The organism is Marinobacter sp. RI1, from assembly GCF_041155085.1.
Taxonomy (GTDB): Bacteria; Pseudomonadota; Gammaproteobacteria; order Pseudomonadales; family Oleiphilaceae; genus Marinobacter; species Marinobacter nauticus.
Genome location: NZ_AP031605.1, coordinates 2,648,777 through 2,667,362, shown reverse-complemented (window position 1 = coordinate 2,667,362; position 18,586 = coordinate 2,648,777). Strand labels below are relative to the sequence as shown.

Here is an 18,586-nt window from a genome sequence, read left to right as displayed (position 1 = left end):
TAACGGGGCCACTGGACGATAGTCCCACGGGCAATTCTGCCGGACTGTGTTAGTATTTCTGACATCGTGATGTCAGAAACCGTTTTTATAATTGTGACGTGGGGTTATTGTGATTAAAGCCGTCATCAGCGGAACCGGCCTGTATACGCCGCCCGCCATTATCGAGAATGATGAACTGGTTGAAGCGTTCAATCAGTACGTGGAGCTGTTCAACAACGAGCATGCCGACGAAATTGCCCGTGGTGAGGTCGCTGCCCTGCAACCCTCGTCCTCTGCCTTTATTGAAAAAGCCTCTGGCATCAAGCGCCGGCATGTTATTGATCGGGAAGGTATTCTTGATCCCCACCGGATGACCCCCTACATTCCGGAGCGCAGCAACGATGAACCGTCGGTACAGTGCGATATGGCTGTGGCCGCGAGCAAGGAAGCCCTGGCCCAGGCGGGTAAAACGGCGGCCGATGTCGATGCCGTCATTGTTGCCTGTTCCAACCTGCAAAGGCCGTATCCGGCCATCGCCATTGAAGTGCAGGAAGCCCTGGGTATTGAAGGCTTTGCCTACGACATGAACGTGGCGTGCAGTTCTGCCACTTTCGGCCTGCAGGCGGCAGTCAACTCGGTCGAAAATGGTGCAGCACGTTCGGTGCTGGTGGTCAGCCCGGAAATCTGCTCCGGCCACTTGAATTTCAGGGATCGGGACAGCCACTTTATCTTCGGTGATGCCTGCACGGCGATACTGGTTGAGCGTGAGGAAGACACTAAAGCCGGCCAGGGTTTTGAAATTCTGGGTACTCGTCTGAAAACCAAGTTTTCCAACAACATCCGGAATAACTTCGGCTTCCTCAATCGTGCCGATGAATCCGGCATTGGCAAGGCGGACAAACTGTTTATCCAGCAGGGGCGGAAGGTGTTCAAGGAAGTCTCGCCCCTGGTGGCCGAGACCATTCAGAGCCACCTGGCATCCCTTTCCCTCAGCCCGGATAATCTCACCCGGATGTGGCTGCATCAGGCCAACCTGAACATGAACCAGTTAATTGCGCGTAAGGTTCTGGGTCGCGATGCCAGTGTGGAAGAGGCTCCGGTGATTCTGGACGAATACGCTAACACCAGTTCCGCTGGTTCCATCATCGCGTTCCACAAATACAAGGACGATCTGAAAGCCGGCGATCTGGGCGTGATCTGCTCATTCGGCGCCGGCTATTCCATTGGCAGCGTCGTGGTTCGCCACCGCTGAGCCTGTTTATCTCGCTGCCAGCGCCCGCAAGGTGTCTGGCAGCGGGGTGGATTTGCGTGTCGCCCGGTCCGTCCAGACGATTTTCGCATAGCCTTCCGCGTAGATATCTCCGGTATCCTTGTCTTTCAACAGGTGGTAAGTGTCCAGGCTGGTATTTCCGGCTTTGTCCGCGTAAGTTTCCACCACCACATTGGCGGGGTGAGTCAGCTCCTTCAGGAATGTGGCGCTGGTCTTTATAATGACCGGCCCGGTGGCGTCTTCGGCACCACCGAGTTCCAGTGAGGCAAGCCAGACAATCCGGGCTTCTTCAAAGAAACGAAAGTAAACTGTGTTATTGGCGTGGCCGTATGCATCCATATCACCCCATCGCAGTGCCATGGTGAGGGAGCTGACGGGATTTCCCGGTACTGACATCGGATTTCCTCCGGAAGGTTGAAAAATAATAATAAAGCGCCGGTATTGTTGACGAAACTGAACAGGTTAAACAACCCAAGAGAGCGACATGAAAGAGCGTAAGTCCCGGCGCTGGTCATCCTGGATGGTCATCGCAGTTTTCCCGGCCCTGGCGGTCTTTAATCCGGCCATGGCCCAGAATCTCCAGGAGCCCCCGGGTGAACAGACTATGCCGGTTGAAACCGGCGATCCCTATGAAAACTGGAACCGAAAGGTCTTCGCCTTTAATGATGCTATTGACCGGTGGTTTCTCCGGCCGGTAGCCAAGGGCTATCGCACTGTCACTCCAGATCTGGTGGACCGGGGGATTACCAATTTTTTCAATAACCTGACCGAAATCCGTAACTTCACCAACAGCCTTCTGCAGCTGAAGGGTGAGTCTGCGGTTGTGGCGGTTGGCCGTTTTACCTACAACACGGTTTTCGGTCTTGGTGGTTTCTTTGATGTTGCCAACGCCTTCGAGCTGCCCGAGCGGCCAGAGGATTTCGGCCAGACCCTGGCAACCTGGGGAGTGGATTCCGGTCCTTACCTGATGCTGCCGTTGCTTGGGCCGTCCACGCCCCGGTATTTCACGGGTATGGCGGCGGACGGGTTCATGCTGCCTTCGGCGTGGGACTCGGTCGAGAACCCCGAATGGTATTACCTGCGAATGCTCCAGATTGTGGATAAGCGAGCAGACCTGATCCCGGCGGAGAATTTCATTTCCGGGGATCGGTACACGTTTATGCGCAATGCCTTCCTGCAGCGTCGTGAATTCCTGATTAACGATGGTAAGATCACCGAAGATCCTTTCGCGAGTGATGATGACGATCTGATGCTCGACGATTTCTGAGTGTACAAGCCGGGAGGCGACAGGTGATCAAGGACCCGAGAATAACCCGTTTCCGAAAAATGCTGGCGCAGGCCACGAATTATGAACAGTGGAAAGCGGCCGCACTGGAGCTGGATTTTCTTGAGGGCAATGCGGAGTGGAAAGAGGATTTTGCCTCCGATCTTTATCATTACGAGCTGATCTATGATCGCCTGTCCAATCTCAAGCAGTATCGCCAACAGAATGATTTCGAGCGCCTGAAGCGCGCGCTCAGGGAAGGGTTGCATCACGACCTTGGCAACATGGGGAATCCGGCGCTGTACACCCGCTCCCGCGTCGGTACCAAACACCTGATTGAAGAATACATCACTCAGGTCTGTGAGTCGCTGGATTACCTGTGTGACCACCCGGTCCCTGGTTTCCCGGTGTATGACAAACTGCAGTTTTTCCGCGACACCCTGACAAGCTACGGGCGGCCCACCTTACTGTTGAGTGGTGGCGCCAGTCTGGGCATGTTCCATTTTGGGGTTATCAAGGCGCTCTGGGAGAAAGGCCTTTTGCCGCAGGTGATTGCCGGCTCCAGCATCGGCGCCATTATCGCCGGCATTCTGGGGGTTCATACCGATGCTGAAATTCCTGAAATGCTGGTGCCTGAAAGCCATAACCTGAAAGCATGGAAATGGCGGGGGTTGTTAAGCGCCATGCGCGGAACCGGTCTGATGGACCAGGACACATTGCGCCGATGCCTGCGGGAGAATATTGGCGACTATACCTTTGAGGAAGCCTACCAGCGCACGGGGCGCAGTATTAATATCAGTGTGTCTCCGGTGCAGGCGCATCAGAAAGCCCGCTTGCTGTGCGGTTACACGTCACCGTACCTGTTGGTGTGGAGTGCCGCCCTGGCCAGTGCGGCTGTACCGGGTATTTTCCCGCCAGTAACGCTGATGAAAAAAGATCTTAACGGTAATTCGCTGCCCTACATGCCGCGGCTCAAGTTTGTGGACGGCTCTGTTGTGAGCGATCTGCCTATCGAACGACTGATGCACCTTTATGATGTAAATTTCACCATTGTCAGCCAGACCAACCCTCACGTGGTGCCGTTTCTGACTGATCGTGGCCAGGATGAAAAACTGTCGCTGACCAATCTGCCGTCCCACTTGCTGAAATCCGAGGTACAGTTCCACGGGCAAGGCGTATTCGATTACCTTCGAAAACGTGTTCGGCCAGAGATCCTGCGGCAGCTTTCCGGCCAGATGTATACCATTATGGCTCAGCGATACTCCGGCGATGTGACCATCGCACCAAACTATTCCCTGCGGCATTTTCGGCGTATGCTTGCCAACCCGAGCCCTGAGTATGTTCGTGAGATGATTCTGGAAGGTGAGCGGGCGACCTGGCCCAAGATATCCATGATCCGCTCCCACGCACGGATCTCGAAAACCCTGGAGCGTTGCGTTCGCCGCCTGAAACAGCAAAACCGGCGCGCAGCGGAACTCAAACTGGTAAGCGGTGATACCCCGGCCAGGCCCTGAGGAAACATGTACTACGATTTCTTCGGCTTTCGTGAGCCGCCATTTTCAATCGCTCCCGACCCCCGATATCTCTACCTCAGCGATCGCCACAAGGAAGCACTGGCGCACCTGATGTACGGTGTGCAGGGGCAGGGCGGTTTCATTGTGATCACTGGCGAGGTGGGCACCGGTAAAACCACGGTTTGTCGCTGCTTCATAGAAAACGCGCCGGCACATGTGGATATTGCGTTGGTCCTGAATCCACGCCTGTCAGCCAGGGAACTGTTGTCGTCCGTTTGTGATGAACTGGAAATAGCGCACCAACCTGATGCCAGTATCAAAACCCTTGTCGACAGCATCAACCAGGATTTGTTGAAAGCCCACGCTGCGGGCCGGCACAAGGTGTTGATTATTGACGAGGCCCAGAACCTCTCTGCTGAGGTGCTCGAACAGCTGCGCCTGCTGACCAACCTGGAAACCTCGGAAAAGAAACTGCTGCAGATTGTTCTGCTTGGCCAGCCGGAATTGCAGGAGATCCTGGCTCTGCCGGAACTTCGCCAGCTTAATCAAAGGGTCACGGCACGCTACCACCTGGATGCAATAGACCGGCAGGAATTGCCTGCCTATCTGCAGTACCGGCTTAATGTTGCCGGTATGCGGGGTGATATTTTTACCCCCGGGGCGGTCCGTAGACTGTATCGGGAAAGTCAGGGCGTACCCCGGCTTATCAATCTGATCAGCGACCGGGCACTGCTCGGCGCCTATGCGGAGGGAGATCATCTGATCTCCGTCACCCACATTCGCAAAGCGGCAAAAGAGGTCAATGGCGGGCTGGCGATGGCCCCGGCCGGCCGGACGTTCCGAAGCCGGGGCAGTCATGTATGGTTGGTTGTCGCCTCGGTCATACTGGCCATCATTGGCACCTTGTGGCTGCTTGAACTTCCTGGTTCACCCACCCCGGCACTCGCCGAGCCCAAGGCCGAACGGTCCGTTGCAGGTGTGATTGAACGGGAGGCAGAGCCTGAGCCGCAAACGGTATCAGATTCTGACCAGCCGGAAATCGTGGCGCCGGAGCCAACATCGCAGGGGTTCGTGTTCAACCAGCACACCCAGTCGTTGGCTGAGGCCTTCGGCGCTTTGTTTGATCTGTGGGGCAAGAATTATGAACCGTCGGCCAACCCGATCGCCTGTGATTACGCCGCAACGGTAGGGCTGGCCTGCCTTGAACGCCAGGGCAGTCGGAGAAGCCTGGAGTTTATCAATCGGCCGGCCATCCTTCAGTTAAGGGATGAACGCGGTCGTACCCGCCAGGTAGTTGTGGAACAGCTGGATGGTGAGCTGGCCATGATTGCGACGCCGGTGGGCAGCCAACAAGTGCCGTTTCGCGAGATTGAGGAATACTGGTACGGTGATTTCAGGGTACTTTGGCGAATTCCTGAATTCATGACCGGCGATGGTTTCTACGGCGATGACTCCGGCCAGCAACTATGGATCGGTGCCCGGATGATGGAACTTGCAGAGCGTCTGAGCAGCAGTGGGCAGGAGGCGGCCCGGGTCAAGCGTATGGAGATGACGGACCAGGTGCGCTGGTATCAGGAAAAACGCGGGCTCACTGTGGATGGTATTGCAGGCGCCATGACCATTATCCAGATGAACAACGATCTGGCCGAGAATATTCCTCGTCTGGTTTCGTCGGTGATGGTCAGGAGCGGTTAGCGTATGTCGTATATTCTCGATGCGCTCCGAAAATCCGAAGCGGAGCGCCGACAGGGCAAAGCGCCTGATCTCGGACAACCGGTACAGATGGTTTACCGCCCCAAACGTAAGCCGGTATCGGCCGTGGTGTGGGTTGCACTGGCCTTGTTAGTGAACGCGTGTGTGCTGGCCTGGTTGTTCTGGCCGGAGCGAGACGCAAAGATCGTGACGGTGAAGGAGGCTCCTGCTGTAGCCCAGGAACAGTCCGAACCGGTACCCGATGTGCCGGCGGCTCAGCCTGAGCCTGAGCCGCTTGCAGAGACTGAAATAGCGGATCCGGTCCGGGTATCCGGAGGGCAGGACCTATCTCAGGCAACAGGTACAGGCGTGGTCACTGAGGCAGATGGTGATGCCATGTCAGATGAGCCCGGCGTCAACCAGCAGTCCTGGGACGAACCTGTCGTCATTGTTCCAAGTCGGTCCGAAAGTGAGCCGTTGCCACAATCTGCCTTGACGGAACGGGTGCCGCAGGGCAGGGTGCCTCACCTTGTGGAACTACCCCTTTCTTTTCAGAAGAGTGTCCCTGATTTGACCTTTAACAGTCACATATTTGCATCTGATCCCTCCGCCAGTCGTGTCATGATCAATGGCCATTACCTGAAGCCGGGAGATGGCTTTGGGCCGCTGTTGGTAGAACGTATTACCGAAGACGGTGTGGTGCTCAGCAAGAACGGCCAGTTTTTCCGTGTAGGTACCGTACGTGACTGGGTGAGCCCGAGATAATGGCGCTGACAGAGGACGTTAAACAGCAAATTCAGCAAGCCTATCGGGATGTGTTGGCGGGCAAGGATATCCGTGCCCGTTATGGCCAGCGCTTGATGATTGCGGAGATTGCCCGGTACATGGGGGAGATCACCGACAACGATGGCCAGCGCACTTCCCCGCCAGCTACCTGCGTGGTGGAGGCTGGGACCGGTACAGGTAAAACGCTGGCCTACCTCATCGCCGCCATTCCGGTGGCGAAAGCCCTTGGCAAGACTCTGGTGATTTCCACCGCCACGGTGGCGCTTCAGGATCAAATCGTTCTGAAAGATCTGCCGGACCTGCGTAAACACAGCAAGCTGGATTTCAGCTGGACTCTTGCCAAAGGCCGTGGTCGTTACCTGTGTATGTCGCGACTGGAAGCGAGGCTGCACGATGAGGGCCATGGTGACAGCGATACCATGCCCTTGTTCCTGTTGGATCAGCCGGTAGACGACGAAGCCCGTAGCCGGGCCACCTTTGAAAACATGCTTGCCAGTTATGGTTCCCGGGACTGGGACGGTGACCGGGATCACTGGCCGGAACAGATTCCCGATGAAATCTGGCGTCAGGTGACGACTGATCATCGCCAGTGCACCAACCGGCACTGCGCCTACTTTGACAGTTGTGCGTTCTTTGATGCCCGCAAGGATCTGGACGATGCCGATGTGGTGGTGGCCAATCATGACCTGGTGCTGGCGGATCTGGCCCTGGGCGGTGGCGCCATTCTCCCGGAGCCAGAGAACGCGCTGTTCATCTTCGATGAAGCCCATCACCTGCCAGACAAGGCCCTGAACCATTTCGCCGCGTCAGTGCCGCTGAACTCCACCCGGCAATGGCTGAAACAGCTTTCCCAGGCGCTGGTCAAGATGCAGCCCTGGCTTCCAGCGGGCTCCCAGGCCGCCAAAGCGGTTGAAAAGATCAGTACCGCGGGCCGGGACTTGGACCTGGCTCTCACTCGCGTGTACGAAGAGGTTGAGCAGAATACCGGCTGGGAATTCAACGAAGAGCGCCGCAGTGCCCAGTGGCGGTATCCGGATGGTGCCTTGCCCGAGAAGCTGGCCGAACTGGCTGGGGAAACACGAATCGCCACGGCAGGGTTGTGTCGGCACCTCGGAACATTGGTCGATGAACTCCAGAGCGCATTCGATGAGCGCAAGGATCCCGAGCTGGACCGGGACACAGCAGATTCCTGGTATCCGGTAGTAGGTTCCTTTCATGCAAGGGCGGAAGATCAGCTGCGGTTGTGGATTGCCTGGAGCGAAGGTGTCGCCATCGTCAGTGATGAAGAGAAGCCGGTGGTCGAAGTTCCTGCCCGTAAAGGCCCACCGGCGGCAAGGTGGGCAGTGCGCCAGCGTTGGGACCATGCTGAAGACATTACCTTGTTCTGCTCGCCGGTACTGGCCGATAACCTGCTGTATTCGAGATTGTGGTCGAGGGCTTACGGAGCGGTACTTACCAGCGCCACGCTGACGGCGCTCGGGCGCTTTGATCGCCTTCGTTCACGGGCCGGATTGCCTGAGGCCAGCCGTTATCTGGTAGTGCCCAGTTCTTTCCGGTACGCCGAAATGGCGACGGTGGAAGTGCCGGCCATGGTCGCGATGCCTACCGACGATGGTTTCGCCGATGCCCTGGTCAAGCGTTTACCGGAGCTCTGGGCCGGAGAAAAGGCGACACTGGTCCTGTTCACGTCGCGCCGTCAGATGCAGCAGGTTCGTGATGCGCTGGCGCCTGAATACCCGGAACTGATCCTGACCCAGGACGATATGGCCAAGAATGAGGTGCTCAGGGTGCATTGCAGCCGGGTTGACGAAGGTAAGCCCAGTGTACTGTTTGGTGTGGCCAGTTTTGCAGAGGGCATTGACCTGCCGGGGCGCTATCTGCACCACGTGGTTATCACCCGATTGCCCTTTTCGGTACCGGATGACCCCATTGAAGCCAGTCTGGCCGAGTGGGTGACCCAGCGCGGAGGCAATCCCTTTATGGAAATCACGGTGCCGGATGCTTCTGTCAAACTGGTGCAGGCCGTTGGCCGCCTGCTGCGAACGGAACAGGACACGGGGCGGGTGACCATTCTGGACCGCAGGATTGTGGCTCGACGCTACGGCCAGTTGCTATTGGATGCACTCCCGCCGTTTCGCCGCATCATTGAACACTAGATTTCTCGCAAATCTGTAAACTGACCCATAAAAAAAGAGCCAGCCCGCAAGGGGTGGCTCTCATGGAAGGGGTTCTTAACGAACCCGGGCGTCGAAACAACGCGGAACAAGAAGTCTGAAGGCCTGAATTTCAGATTTCGAGGTAAGGCGTTAACCTCACCATGGTTAAATGATAGGGCTTAAAGGGGCGTAAACGGATCGTCCAAAGGGCGTAGTGACCAGGCTTAATTGGTGTCAAATGTGATGTCCATCACGTTTTCGCGACACCCTCCAGCAACCCTACCTCCCGTGCTTTCGCCAGCGCCTCGGTGCGCCGGCTCACGCCGAGCTTGCCGTACAGGTTCCTGATGTGCGCTTTCACGGTAGCCGGGGCAACGGACATGCGCTCAGCAATTTCTTTGTTGGCCAGCCCCTGGTGGATCAGCACGAGAACTTCCTGCTCACGCTGGCTCAACGGTTCTGTCAGGGCATTTACATGCTCGCCTCCCGGGCGGGCAGTATCGATGGGGTGATTGGCTTCCCGGGAGCCATTAAAAGACGCCTTGCCAGGCTGTCCGGCGGCCAGATCCCTGAGCATCCCGAGCAGTTCCCGGTTCCATCGCCCCGGGGTTCGTAGTCTGGGAAAATCCAGTAGCATGTCCCGTAGTGCAGTGCTCTCTTCCGCAAACAGGCGCAGAAAGCCTGCGTTTTCGGCCCGGTCCAGTGCTTTCTCCAGCATGGCATCGGACTCGTCATTGCGGCCCTCGTGGGCCAGCGCCTCGGCGTACACCAGTAAAATCTCTACCAGGTGTCGATTGTGCGCGTTGCGTTCTGCGGCTGGTATCAGAGCGGACAGGGTGTCCTGGGCTTGCTGATATTCGCCCAGTGCATTCTGCACCCGAGCCAGGGCAATCTGGTTCTGCTCCCGGTTAAGCGGATTTGTCGCTGGTTGGTCCAGAGCGGGTTGCAAACAGGCGCGGGCCTTGTCGGCGTGGCCGGAGGCCAGGTAGCAGCGTGCCAGCAACGCGGAAGCGGCCGGGGGCTCGAATACAATGTGTTCCCTCCGGCGCCGGCCGGTGGTCACGGCATCTTCCAGTGCCTCAACCGCCGTTTCCAGGTCACCCCGGGTAAAGGCGAGGTGTCCCCGTACGTACTGGATCACCACATGCTGGCCCGGTTCGGTACCCTTTCGTACATGATCGAGCAGGGGGGCCAGGTACCCGTCAGCGGTGCTGATCTGGTTTCGCTCGCGATAGATTTCTGTCAATGCACTGTTTTGCCAGCAGGAGATCAGTCTCGGTTGGCTGGGGTCCGAATAGTGTTCGTCCACCCATTGTCGGACTCGCCCCGTCGTCTCAAGAGCAAGATCGGTATCGCCACGGTGGTATTGAATCCAGGCGAGCAGGCCGCCGGATGACAGAACCGTACTGGCTTTGCGCTCTACCTGGCCATAATGAACGGCAGACTCCAGAGCCTCCTCGGCGTCATTCAGTTCGCCCTTGCCGAAATAATCCAGGCCCAGGCCGTAATAGGTGACGGACTTCAGGGGAATGCTGATCTGATCAATGTCCTTCAGCACCTGCCGGGTAAGATCCGAGGCGTTTTTCTCATCGTTGCGGGTGCGGGCCAGGTAGGATCTCACCAGCGAAATCTCGCTGTGCAACGCCAGGGCGCCTTCCGCGTCCGGGTGTGAATCGGCAACACGGCGGTCCAGCAGGTCCTCAACTTCCAGCAGAAGCGGGTCAAGGCTTTCAACCCGGTTTGCGAAAAACAGGCCCCAGATTCTGAGCATCTGCAGTTGCGGGCTGTCCTGAATCTTGTGGGCAGGGATAGCATCCAGCCATTCAAGTACCGGAAGGTGATAGCCGCCATGAATCAGGTTGTTGCCGTGTTCCGCCAGAACCGCCGCCAGATGGTCTGTATCGTTGCGCCGGACGATCTGGACAATCCCTTCCTGGACATGGCCATGGCGCAGTAGCCAGTCAATGGCTCGGGATTGCAGTTCCGAGGCATGGGAGGGGGCGGCACTCTGGATTCGCTGTAACAGGGCTTCCCGAAACAGGTCGTGGTAACGGAACCACTCGTTGCTGTTGTCCAGCGGGATCAGAAAGAGATTCTGGGACAAAAGGCTGGACAGCTTTTCCTGACTGTCCTGGCGTTGCCTGACGGCATTGCACAAAGGGGCGCATAAGCGCGGACAACAAGCCGTTTCCAGCAGGAAGTCCGTCAGATCTTCGGGAAGCTGCTCAAGCACTTCTGTAAGGACATAATCGGAAATCAGTCGGCTGTCCGGTGAGCCCAGGGCCTGACCGGGCAGGACGGCTTCTTTCTTGCCGGCCAATGCTGAAAGCTGCATGGCGGCGACCCAGCCTTCGGTTTTACGGCATATCGACCGAATGTCGTCCTCGGACAGTTCCATGGCCATCGTACTGCGGAAGAATTCCTGACATTCCTCTTCGGAAAACGCCAGCAGACCGGGGTGGATGTCCTGAACCTGGCGGCGGACGCGCCAGCGGGCCAGGGGCAGCGGTGGCTCTGTTCGTGACGCCAGGGTCACCAGAATTCCGGGTGGCAGATAGTCCAGAAACCAAGCGAGCTGGCGATGGAGGGTGTCGTTACTGATAACGTGGTAGTCATCCACCACCAGAGACCAGGCATTGCCATCGGCCGCGAGAACATTCAAAAGGCCGGTAATGGCGGGTGTAAGTTCGTCGGCGTCCTGCCTGGCCAACAGTTTCTTGCAGTCCTCCAGTCCGATCAGGCCGGCATGCTCGAAGGCGCCAATCACGTACTGCCAGAACTGCCTTGGCTTGTCGTCCTGCTCGTCCAGTGAGAGCCAGGCGGTGGGCATGCTGTTGCCGGCGCACCACTGGCTGACCAGTGTGGTCTTGCCATAACCCGCCGGAGCAATAACCAGATTCAGTCGTTTGCCGGATTCCGGTTGCAGCAGGGTGTCCAGCCGTTGACGTTGAACGGCTCTGGAATCGGGTGTTGGCCGGAGGAATTTGGTTGTCAGCAGCATGGCTTCCCGGGATCTGGGCACGTTTGATTAGCGATTGTGTGCTTTGTCACACACAAGTCAAGGGCTGTGTTGACGCAAGGTGTTGTCGGGCCAGCGAAACCAGAGATTTGGTCTACACTGAATACAGATTGTCTTGTATACCAAAAAAGAATGAAAAATTGATCCTTTATGCGTATTATCCGGTTATGAATCCACCAGCGTTCACGAGTTGAGCCTGAGACACTGACTCAGGGCCGGAAATCCAGGGAGCGACAAGATTAATGAAACTACAGCAGCTGCGTTATATCTGGGAAGTTGCGCACCACGACCTGAATGTGTCCGCCACCGCCCAGAGCCTGTTCACCTCACAACCGGGCATTTCCAAACAGATTCGTTTGCTCGAGGACGAGCTGGGGCTTGAGGTGTTTGCCCGCAGCGGCAAGCACCTGACCCGCATTACCCCCGGCGGCGAGATCATCATCCGGGAGGCAGGGGAGATCCTGCGTCGGGTCGAGGGCATCAAGAAAATTGCCCAGGAGTTCAGTAACCAGCGTAAAGGCGACCTGAGCATCGCGACCACCCACACCCAGGCGCGTTATGCGCTGCCGCCGGTGATCCGGGGTTTTATCGAGGAATACCCGGATGTGTCCCTGCATATGCATCAGGGCACGCCGATGCAGATCTCAGAGATGGCCGCCAACGGTGCGGTGGACTTTGCCATCGCCACGGAAGGCATGGACCTGTTCAACGACCTGATCATGATGCCCTGCTATAAGTGGAATCGTTGCGTGATCGTTCCCAAGGATCATCCTCTGGCCAAGGGCCAGGAACTCACTCTGGAGGAACTGGCGGAGTACTCGCTGGTTACCTACGTATTCGGGTTCACCGGTCGGTCCAAGCTGGATGAGGCATTCCAGTCACGGGGACTGACCCCGAAAGTGGTGTTCACTGCAGCTGATGCCGATGTCATTAAGACCTACGTGCGGTTGGGGCTGGGTGTCGGCATTATTGCCAGTATGGCGTTCGATCCCAAGGTGGATACCGATCTCGTGGCGCTGGATGCCAGCAAGCTGTTCAGGCCCTCGGTCACCCGTATTGGCTTCCGTAAAGGCACCTTCCTGCGGGGCTATATGTACGACTTCATGGAACGGTTCGCGCCCCATCTCACCAAGGAAAAGGTGGATGAAGCCGTGGCCCACCAGGGTAGCCGTTCCGAGATTCAGGAGCTGTTCAAGGATATCGAGCTACCAACCTACTGAGGTTGGGGCCAATGAAAAGCCCGCGGGCCGTTAAGGCGACGCGGGCTTTTTTGTGGGCGCAGCTTCGGGCCGTTCAGCCAGACTTGCCGATCAGGTTGCCGGCATGCAGACCACATTCCTTGTGTGTGGCTTCTTCCCACCACCAGCGTCCTTCGCGCTCGTGCTGGCCAGGGAGCACCGGGCGGGTGCAAGGCTGGCAACCAATACTGACGAAGCCCTGCTCGTGTAGCCGGTTATAGGGCGCCTCAGACATGCGGATGTAATCCCAGACTTCTTTGGAACTCCAGTTTGCCAGCGGGTTAAATTTTATCAGTGGTTTTGCATCAGTTGAGAAGGCGGTGTCCAGCTGGACCACCGGCACTTCATTCCGGGTACCGGGGCTCTGGTCCCGACGCTGGCCTGTAACCCAGGCATCCAGCGTGGCAAGCTTACGGCGCAGCGGGTTAACCTTGCGGATACCACAGCATTCCGAATGACCCTCTTCGTAAAAACTGAACAGGCCTTTGCGGTTGACCATGTCCTGAACTTCTTTGGCATCCGGGAACAGGACTTCAATATCGATGCCGTAGTGTTTGCGCACCCGATCGACAAACTCGTAGGTTTCCGGGTGCAGTCGGCCGGTATCCAGGGTAAACACCCTGAGATTGTCGGTCAGTTTGTGAGCCATTTCGATCAGCACGACGTCCTCGGCGCCACTGAACGAAATGGCAATGTTGCCATAGTGGGCGAGGGCGGCTTTCAGGATCGCCCTGGGGCTTTGACCATCCAGTTCGGCCCGGAGAGAGTCGATATCAGTCATAATCATCCAGTCTGTACCAATAACTTGTGTGGCTAGCTTAGCAGTAAACCTTTAATGCCCTGAAGGAATGAGGATCTATATCTTTATGCCATCAAAGATGGGCAACACCGGATACACGATGCATTTGGCCGCGCTTTTTCATATCATACGCCCACCAACCGGGGCGCAGGTGCCTCATCTTTTTATTTATCGTTCAGGAGACCGTTGTGGAACTCGCATGTCTTGACCTTGAGGGCGTACTCATCCCGGAAATCTGGATCGCCTTTGCAGAAAAAACCGGCATTGAAGAACTCAAGGCAACCACCCGGGATATCCCTGATTACGATGTCTTGATGAAGCAGCGCCTGGGCATTCTTGATCAACACGGCTATGGCTTGCCGGAGATTCAGGAAGTGATTGGTACTCTGGACCCGCTTCCGGGCGCCCGGGAATTCCTCGACTGGCTGCGTGAGCGCTTCCAGGTGGTGATTCTCTCCGATACCTTTTACGAGTTCGCCATGCCGCTGATGAAGAAGCTCGGTTATCCGGCGTTGTTGTGTCACAAACTGGAAGTGGCGGAGAGTGGCCAGATCACCAATTACCTGCTGCGTCAGCGGGATCCGAAACGCCAGTCTGTGCGTGCATTCCAGTTGTTGAACTACCGGGTGATTGCCGCTGGTGACTCCTACAACGATACCACCATGCTCGGCCAGGCAGAGGCGGGTATTCTGTTCCACGCGCCCCAGAACGTTATTGATGAGTTCCCGCAGTTCCCGGCGGTGCACAATTTTGACGATCTGAAACAGGAATTTTTGAAGGCGAGCGCGATTCACAGCGCCTGATCCTTCGAAACGCTGATCTGTGCCGCGGCTGTGCGGCTGTGGTGCAGATCAGAACTTCAGCTTTTCCAGAAAGTCCATCAGTGGTTTGACCTTGGTGAGTGTCTCCTGATACTCGGCCTCCGGGTCAGAATCCGCCACAATGCCTCCGCCCCCCCAACAACGAATCGTACCGTTGGACTCGCACAGCAGGGTTCGTATCGCGATGTTGCTGTCCAGCCGACCATCAAGCCCGTAATAGAAGACAGACCCGCAATAGGGCCCGCGCCAGTGTGGCTCCAGCTCCCGAATGATTTCCATCGCCCGGATTTTCGGAGCACCAGTGATGGAGCCGCCAGGAAAGGCATCGAACAACGCTTGAAGTGGGCTGATTCCCGGTTTTAACCTGGCCTTGATATGGCTGACCAGGTGGTGGACGTTGGCGTAGGACTCCAGGGCAAACAGCTGCTCAACCTGCACGCTTCCGGCCTCAGCGTGGAGGCTGAGATCGTTCCGCAACAGATCCACAATCATCAGGTTCTCGGCACGGTCTTTCTCGGATGCCTGAAGTTCATCCGCTAATTTGATATCGGATTCCGGCGACGAGCCGCGGGGGCGTGTACCTTTGATGGGGCTGGTTTCGACTATGCCCTGATCTATTTTCAGGAACCGCTCGGGCGATATGGAAAGAACCGAGGCGTCACCGACGCTCAGGAAGGCGCTATAGGGCGTCGGGTTGGCGGCAGTGAGCTTCTCGAAGGCCAGCCAGGGATGGCCGCAGAATCTGCCAGAGAATGCCTGGGAAAGGTTGGCCTGATAACAGTCGCCAGCTTCTATGTAGCGCTTGACGGCTTCGACACTCGATTTGAATTCTTCTGGCGTTTGCGCCGGAGCGAACGGGGCTTCCATGTGCCAGTGCATCTGGTGGTTTGCCGGGGCCGACAGCCATTGTTCAACGTGATCCTGAATCGGAGCAGGGCATGACGGGTGAATCCAGAGACAGTAGCGACCGCTATTTCGGTCAAAACTTGCGGTCCAGAGATAGAGCCCGGCGTGCATTAAAGGAATGGTCGAAGCGTGGCGCAGTTCAGCCAGCCGCCGTTCCCGGGCGTAGCCCAGCTCGTAACCCAGATAGCCGATCCAGCCGCCGGTGAGATGACTCTGATGTGTGCCGTGCTCGACCTGAAAAGGCGCGGCAATCTCTTCCATTTCCCGGGCGAGATTGGCGGTATCAATGGGGCCCGAACTGTTGCCGGGCAGTTCCAGAGAGCGCACGGCCATGGCCGAAAAGCCACAAAGGGTGCCTCGGCCGGGGCCATCGCCTGTGCTCCCCAGAAAGGCGAAATCGGGTGCCCGGCATGCATGCATCAGAAGCTGGTGGTAGGTCGCCCGGGTAAGTTCCCGTGTTGTTGCCCGGCCCAAGGGTCCTCCGGAATCTTGCTGAAATGATAAACAGGCCACAAAAACAGCGTTGTAGCGTTTGCGGCGGCACTGATCTAATGAAATAGCGTCCTGTTCGGACGGAGAGAAAAAGCCGGTGGCTATTCTAACCGAGATAGCAGGGCACCCCCAGCATAAAAACAATGTGAAAGCCGCGCGCTCCTGTTGCGCGAGCTTTTTGAGGAAAGTGGAGTAGGTATGACACAGCTAAAATCCCGTTTGATGACCTTTCTGATGTTTCTTGTTCCGGTGCTGATGGTGCCGGGATACGCCAATGCGCAGCAGCCGTCCGAAACTGAAATCAAGAAGATGATCCAGGAACAGTTTGAGCGGATGTACCAGAAGGGGGTCGATGACCTTGAAAACCGGATCGTGGTGACTGGCGGGGTAAAACCGTTTGCCGTGGTAACCGACACGGGAGACAAGACCAAAACGATTCGGATCAAGCAGATTGAGGAAATGCCGGCGGATGTCGCCCTTGAGGTACTCCGGCGTTCGCTCATTGCACTGGTAAAGAAAGGCAAGATCGGCGCGACCGCAGTGTTCTACACAACGGCCAATCCCAATAAAGAGTCGGAGGCGGACCGGGTACTGGTGGTCGAGATGGAGCATATCTTCGGACCAACGCTGGCCCAACTGGTGCCTTTCACCATTGATGAAGGCAAAGCGCTTTTTGGCGAGCAGGTGGTTGTGGAGATGGAGAAAAGGATCTTTAACATCAATGTGGATGAGGAGCCCGCTGAATAGTGTTTTTGTGTCCGACAATCCAAGTATCGATTACGTGAAGGTGGTCACGGAACATTCAGTTACCTCTGCAGTACTCTGTAGCCGTGCAGATACAAAAGTACACCAAACAGTCTGCATGAGATGGAAATAACAACAAACTGTTCCAATTAGGAGAACGTTATGAAAGGCCTGAAAAAAATCGCACTGGCAACGGCCGTTGCTGCAGCTCCTTTTGCCGCTCAAGCTGATCTGAAAGCGCTTGACGACACCACCATGGGTAACGTGACCGGTCAGGCCGGTGTGACCATCGAACTGGAAACCGAAGTTTCCATCGGTGAGTTCCGCTACACTGACGAAGGTTACCTGGCAGTTAACGACATCTCCATCGGTGGCGGCTCCGTTGAGCGTGATGCCAACGGCGCGGTAACTGGCGTATCCGGCATGCTGGATGACCTGGTTATCGACATCGACGTAGAAGCCGACGGTGACGCGTTCATTGATGTTCACAGCATCTCTGGCGCTCCGATCGACTTCGCCATGGCTGTTGGTTCTGCCTCTCTGAACGCTACTGACGGCAGCGGTGACTCCACTCTGCTGGCCAGCAACATCGGTATCGAGGGTAACCTCGGCCTGCTGAACATCCGTGTGGATACCGCCACTGACAACCTGATCATGAACGTTGGCTTCAACGTGACTGATATGGATATGGACGTGGACTTCCTGGGTGTTAACGTGCGTGATCTGACCGTTTACGGTTCACAGTTCTTTGAGCAGGGTCCAGCTGGCGGCTTGCCGGCTCTGTTTGCTCAAGCGCAGATCACTGTAGGCAAGGGCACCTCTGCTGCCACCGGTGGCGACGCCCTGGAAATCAGCATCCCGACGTTTGCAGCTGACATCGGTGTTGGCGCGGTTGAGATCGGCGGTGAGTCCATCGGTTCCTTCCGTGTAGACAACCTGCTGGTGCAAAACACCACCATGAAGGTTTACGGTCACCAGTAAGTTGACCTGACACCTTAACGCGGTGATAGCGCCCCGCACTGCGGGGCGTTTTTCTGTCTGACCGAATCAGCGGACAAAAAAACGGCGACCTTTCTGGTCGCCGCTTTTGGTTTCAGGGGTGGGGTAATTATTGATCGGGTACCCGGATGGAAAGGTCAAACCCTCCGCCCGGGCGTGGAGTCAATGTAATGGGGCCTTCGTTGATCGCTTCGGGGATCTGGATCTGATCGATGCCCGGCGGGTTGCCGATACTGAAATTCAGATTCTGGCCATCGAAGCCAATGCCCAACTGATCGTTCAGGAAAGTCTGGGTGAAGGGTTCATCCGGGATTTCCGGTTGCTGGCCAAAGATAATCGGCATTGTCCTTGGGGTGAAGTCCGCAGGAGGCTGTGCTCTGGCCAGTTCGTCGACCGGAAGCAGCAGAGCTCTGCGCAGGAACTCCTCTTCGGCATCGGACAGCGCATCTTTCTTACCCTCATGAAGATAGCGCTGAAGGGCTTCCCGATACGCTTCTTCTTCAGCTTCGCTCAGAACGGGTTCACCTGGCGAGATGGTGAGGGCGCGGATGATCTTTTCCCGATCCGCCTCGGACTTCTGTTGTTGGCGCGGGACAACAATAACGGCGGAATCCTCCACGTAGGTTTCTACCATCTCGTCGGAGGTCATGGTTTGCACTCCGGCCCAGGCCGGTGTGAGAGTGGTGGCCGTGATTGCGGCTGCAAGCAGTTTGCGACGCATTTGGGATTGCCTCATGCTGAATCGGTTCAAAAGAGGCGCTGCTGAGTGTACTGCTTCAGTCAATACGCTTCATACTATTACTTTTGAGTATTCGGTTTGTCCGACAGTTTTTCAACCGTAAAGTGCCTGGTGTGTGATCAGAATCCGGTGCTCGAGGGTAAATAGTTAAGGAACCATTATTTTTGT

At 56.7% G+C, this 18,586-nt stretch carries 15 protein-coding genes; 10 read left to right on the top strand and 5 right to left on the bottom strand.

The features are described from left to right. The first annotated feature begins 109 nt into the window (after positions 1-109). A complete protein-coding gene (locus ACAM27_RS12005; protein ID WP_369612019.1) occupies positions 110-1,231 on the top strand; it encodes a beta-ketoacyl-ACP synthase III in 1,122 nt (373 codons plus the stop codon). Between the two features lie 6 nt (positions 1,232-1,237). Here the strand turns inward: ACAM27_RS12005 and ACAM27_RS12000 are convergent, their stop codons facing one another. Continuing rightward, complete coding sequence (locus ACAM27_RS12000) at positions 1,238-1,645, bottom strand: thioesterase family protein (protein ID WP_014421347.1); 408 nt, start codon at positions 1,643-1,645, stop codon at positions 1,238-1,240. Positions 1,646-1,733: 88 nt separating this feature from the next. On the opposite strand from ACAM27_RS12000, the gene ACAM27_RS11995 reads away from it, so the two are divergent. Genes ACAM27_RS11995 through dinG form a run of 5 tightly spaced genes read left to right on the top strand, consistent with a single transcriptional unit; the run spans position 1,734 to position 8,661 of the window. Next, a complete protein-coding gene (locus ACAM27_RS11995) occupies positions 1,734-2,516 on the top strand; it encodes a VacJ family lipoprotein (RefSeq protein ID WP_014421348.1) in 783 nt (260 codons plus the stop codon). A gap of 23 nt (positions 2,517-2,539) precedes the next feature. Next, positions 2,540-4,027, top strand: a complete 1,488-nt coding sequence (locus ACAM27_RS11990; protein ID WP_113880148.1) for a DUF3336 domain-containing protein — start codon at positions 2,540-2,542, stop codon at positions 4,025-4,027. Positions 4,028-4,033: 6 nt separating this feature from the next. Next, the gene (locus ACAM27_RS11985) at positions 4,034-5,722 is read left to right on the top strand and encodes an ExeA family protein (RefSeq protein ID WP_369612018.1); all 1,689 of its coding nucleotides are present in this window, start codon (positions 4,034-4,036) and stop codon (positions 5,720-5,722) included. 3 nt (positions 5,723-5,725) lie between these two features. Beyond that, positions 5,726-6,484: a general secretion pathway protein GspB gene (locus ACAM27_RS11980; RefSeq protein ID WP_222197499.1), complete on the top strand. Its 759-nt coding sequence runs from the start codon at positions 5,726-5,728 to the stop codon at positions 6,482-6,484. Continuing rightward, positions 6,484-8,661, top strand: a complete 2,178-nt coding sequence (gene dinG, locus ACAM27_RS11975) for an ATP-dependent DNA helicase DinG (protein WP_369612017.1) — start codon at positions 6,484-6,486, stop codon at positions 8,659-8,661. The genes ACAM27_RS11980 and dinG overlap by 1 nt, the downstream gene beginning before the upstream one ends. A gap of 250 nt (positions 8,662-8,911) precedes the next feature. Here the strand turns inward: dinG and ACAM27_RS11970 are convergent, their stop codons facing one another. Continuing rightward, complete coding sequence (locus ACAM27_RS11970; RefSeq protein WP_369612016.1) at positions 8,912-11,662, bottom strand: LuxR C-terminal-related transcriptional regulator; 2,751 nt, start codon at positions 11,660-11,662, stop codon at positions 8,912-8,914. A gap of 260 nt (positions 11,663-11,922) precedes the next feature. Here ACAM27_RS11970 and cysB point away from each other — a divergent pair, with 260 nt between their 5' ends. Further along, positions 11,923-12,900, top strand: coding sequence for an HTH-type transcriptional regulator CysB (cysB, locus tag ACAM27_RS11965; RefSeq protein ID WP_014421354.1), 978 nt, complete (start codon positions 11,923-11,925; stop codon positions 12,898-12,900). Positions 12,901-12,973: 73 nt separating this feature from the next. Here the strand turns inward: cysB and ACAM27_RS11960 are convergent, their stop codons facing one another. Further along, entirely contained in the window at positions 12,974-13,699 is a 726-nt protein-coding gene (locus tag ACAM27_RS11960) for a phosphoadenylyl-sulfate reductase (RefSeq protein ID WP_081496559.1), read from the bottom strand. Between the two features lie 206 nt (positions 13,700-13,905). Here ACAM27_RS11960 and thrH point away from each other — a divergent pair, with 206 nt between their 5' ends. After that, a complete protein-coding gene (thrH, locus tag ACAM27_RS11955) occupies positions 13,906-14,520 on the top strand; it encodes a bifunctional phosphoserine phosphatase/homoserine phosphotransferase ThrH (RefSeq protein ID WP_022991156.1) in 615 nt (204 codons plus the stop codon). A 48-nt stretch (positions 14,521-14,568) separates the two neighbouring features. Here thrH and pabB read toward each other — a convergent pair whose 3' ends face one another. Beyond that, on the bottom strand, positions 14,569-15,918 hold the full coding sequence (gene pabB / locus ACAM27_RS11950) for an aminodeoxychorismate synthase component I (protein ID WP_222197502.1): 1,350 nt from the start codon (positions 15,916-15,918) through the stop codon (positions 14,569-14,571). Between the two features lie 216 nt (positions 15,919-16,134). Between pabB and ACAM27_RS11945 the strand changes: the two genes are divergently transcribed. Both ACAM27_RS11945 and ACAM27_RS11940 read left to right on the top strand, forming a co-directional pair. Continuing rightward, on the top strand, positions 16,135-16,683 hold the full coding sequence (locus ACAM27_RS11945; protein ID WP_222197503.1) for a hypothetical protein: 549 nt from the start codon (positions 16,135-16,137) through the stop codon (positions 16,681-16,683). Between the two features lie 159 nt (positions 16,684-16,842). Further along, on the top strand, positions 16,843-17,661 hold the full coding sequence (locus ACAM27_RS11940; protein ID WP_222197504.1) for a DUF6160 family protein: 819 nt from the start codon (positions 16,843-16,845) through the stop codon (positions 17,659-17,661). Positions 17,662-17,788: 127 nt separating this feature from the next. On the opposite strand, the gene ACAM27_RS11935 is transcribed toward ACAM27_RS11940, so the two are convergent. Next, positions 17,789-18,400 (bottom strand): hypothetical protein, encoded by a 612-nt coding sequence (locus ACAM27_RS11935; RefSeq protein WP_222197505.1) that lies wholly within the window; start codon positions 18,398-18,400, stop codon positions 17,789-17,791. Positions 18,401-18,586: the final 186 nt, after the last annotated feature.

Bases quoted from the DNA above. Each gene is read 5' to 3' on its own strand.
- ACAM27_RS12000 (WP_014421347.1), bottom strand. From the start codon at position 1,645: ATGTCAGTACCGGGAAATCCCGTCAGCTCCCTCACCATGGCACTGCGA.
- ACAM27_RS11995 (WP_014421348.1), top strand. From the start codon at position 1,734: ATGAAAGAGCGTAAGTCCCGGCGCTGGTCATCCTGGATGGTCATCGCA.
- ACAM27_RS11985 (WP_369612018.1), top strand. From the start codon at position 4,034: ATGTACTACGATTTCTTCGGCTTTCGTGAGCCGCCATTTTCAATCGCT.
- ACAM27_RS11980 (WP_222197499.1), top strand. From the start codon at position 5,726: ATGTCGTATATTCTCGATGCGCTCCGAAAATCCGAAGCGGAGCGCCGA.
- dinG (WP_369612017.1), top strand. From the start codon at position 6,484: ATGGCGCTGACAGAGGACGTTAAACAGCAAATTCAGCAAGCCTATCGG.
- ACAM27_RS11970 (WP_369612016.1), bottom strand. From the start codon at position 11,662: ATGCTGCTGACAACCAAATTCCTCCGGCCAACACCCGATTCCAGAGCC.
- cysB (WP_014421354.1), top strand. From the start codon at position 11,923: ATGAAACTACAGCAGCTGCGTTATATCTGGGAAGTTGCGCACCACGAC.
- ACAM27_RS11960 (WP_081496559.1), bottom strand. From the start codon at position 13,699: ATGACTGATATCGACTCTCTCCGGGCCGAACTGGATGGTCAAAGCCCC.
- ACAM27_RS11945 (WP_222197503.1), top strand. From the start codon at position 16,135: ATGACACAGCTAAAATCCCGTTTGATGACCTTTCTGATGTTTCTTGTT.
- ACAM27_RS11940 (WP_222197504.1), top strand. From the start codon at position 16,843: ATGAAAGGCCTGAAAAAAATCGCACTGGCAACGGCCGTTGCTGCAGCT.
- ACAM27_RS11935 (WP_222197505.1), bottom strand. From the start codon at position 18,400: ATGCGTCGCAAACTGCTTGCAGCCGCAATCACGGCCACCACTCTCACA.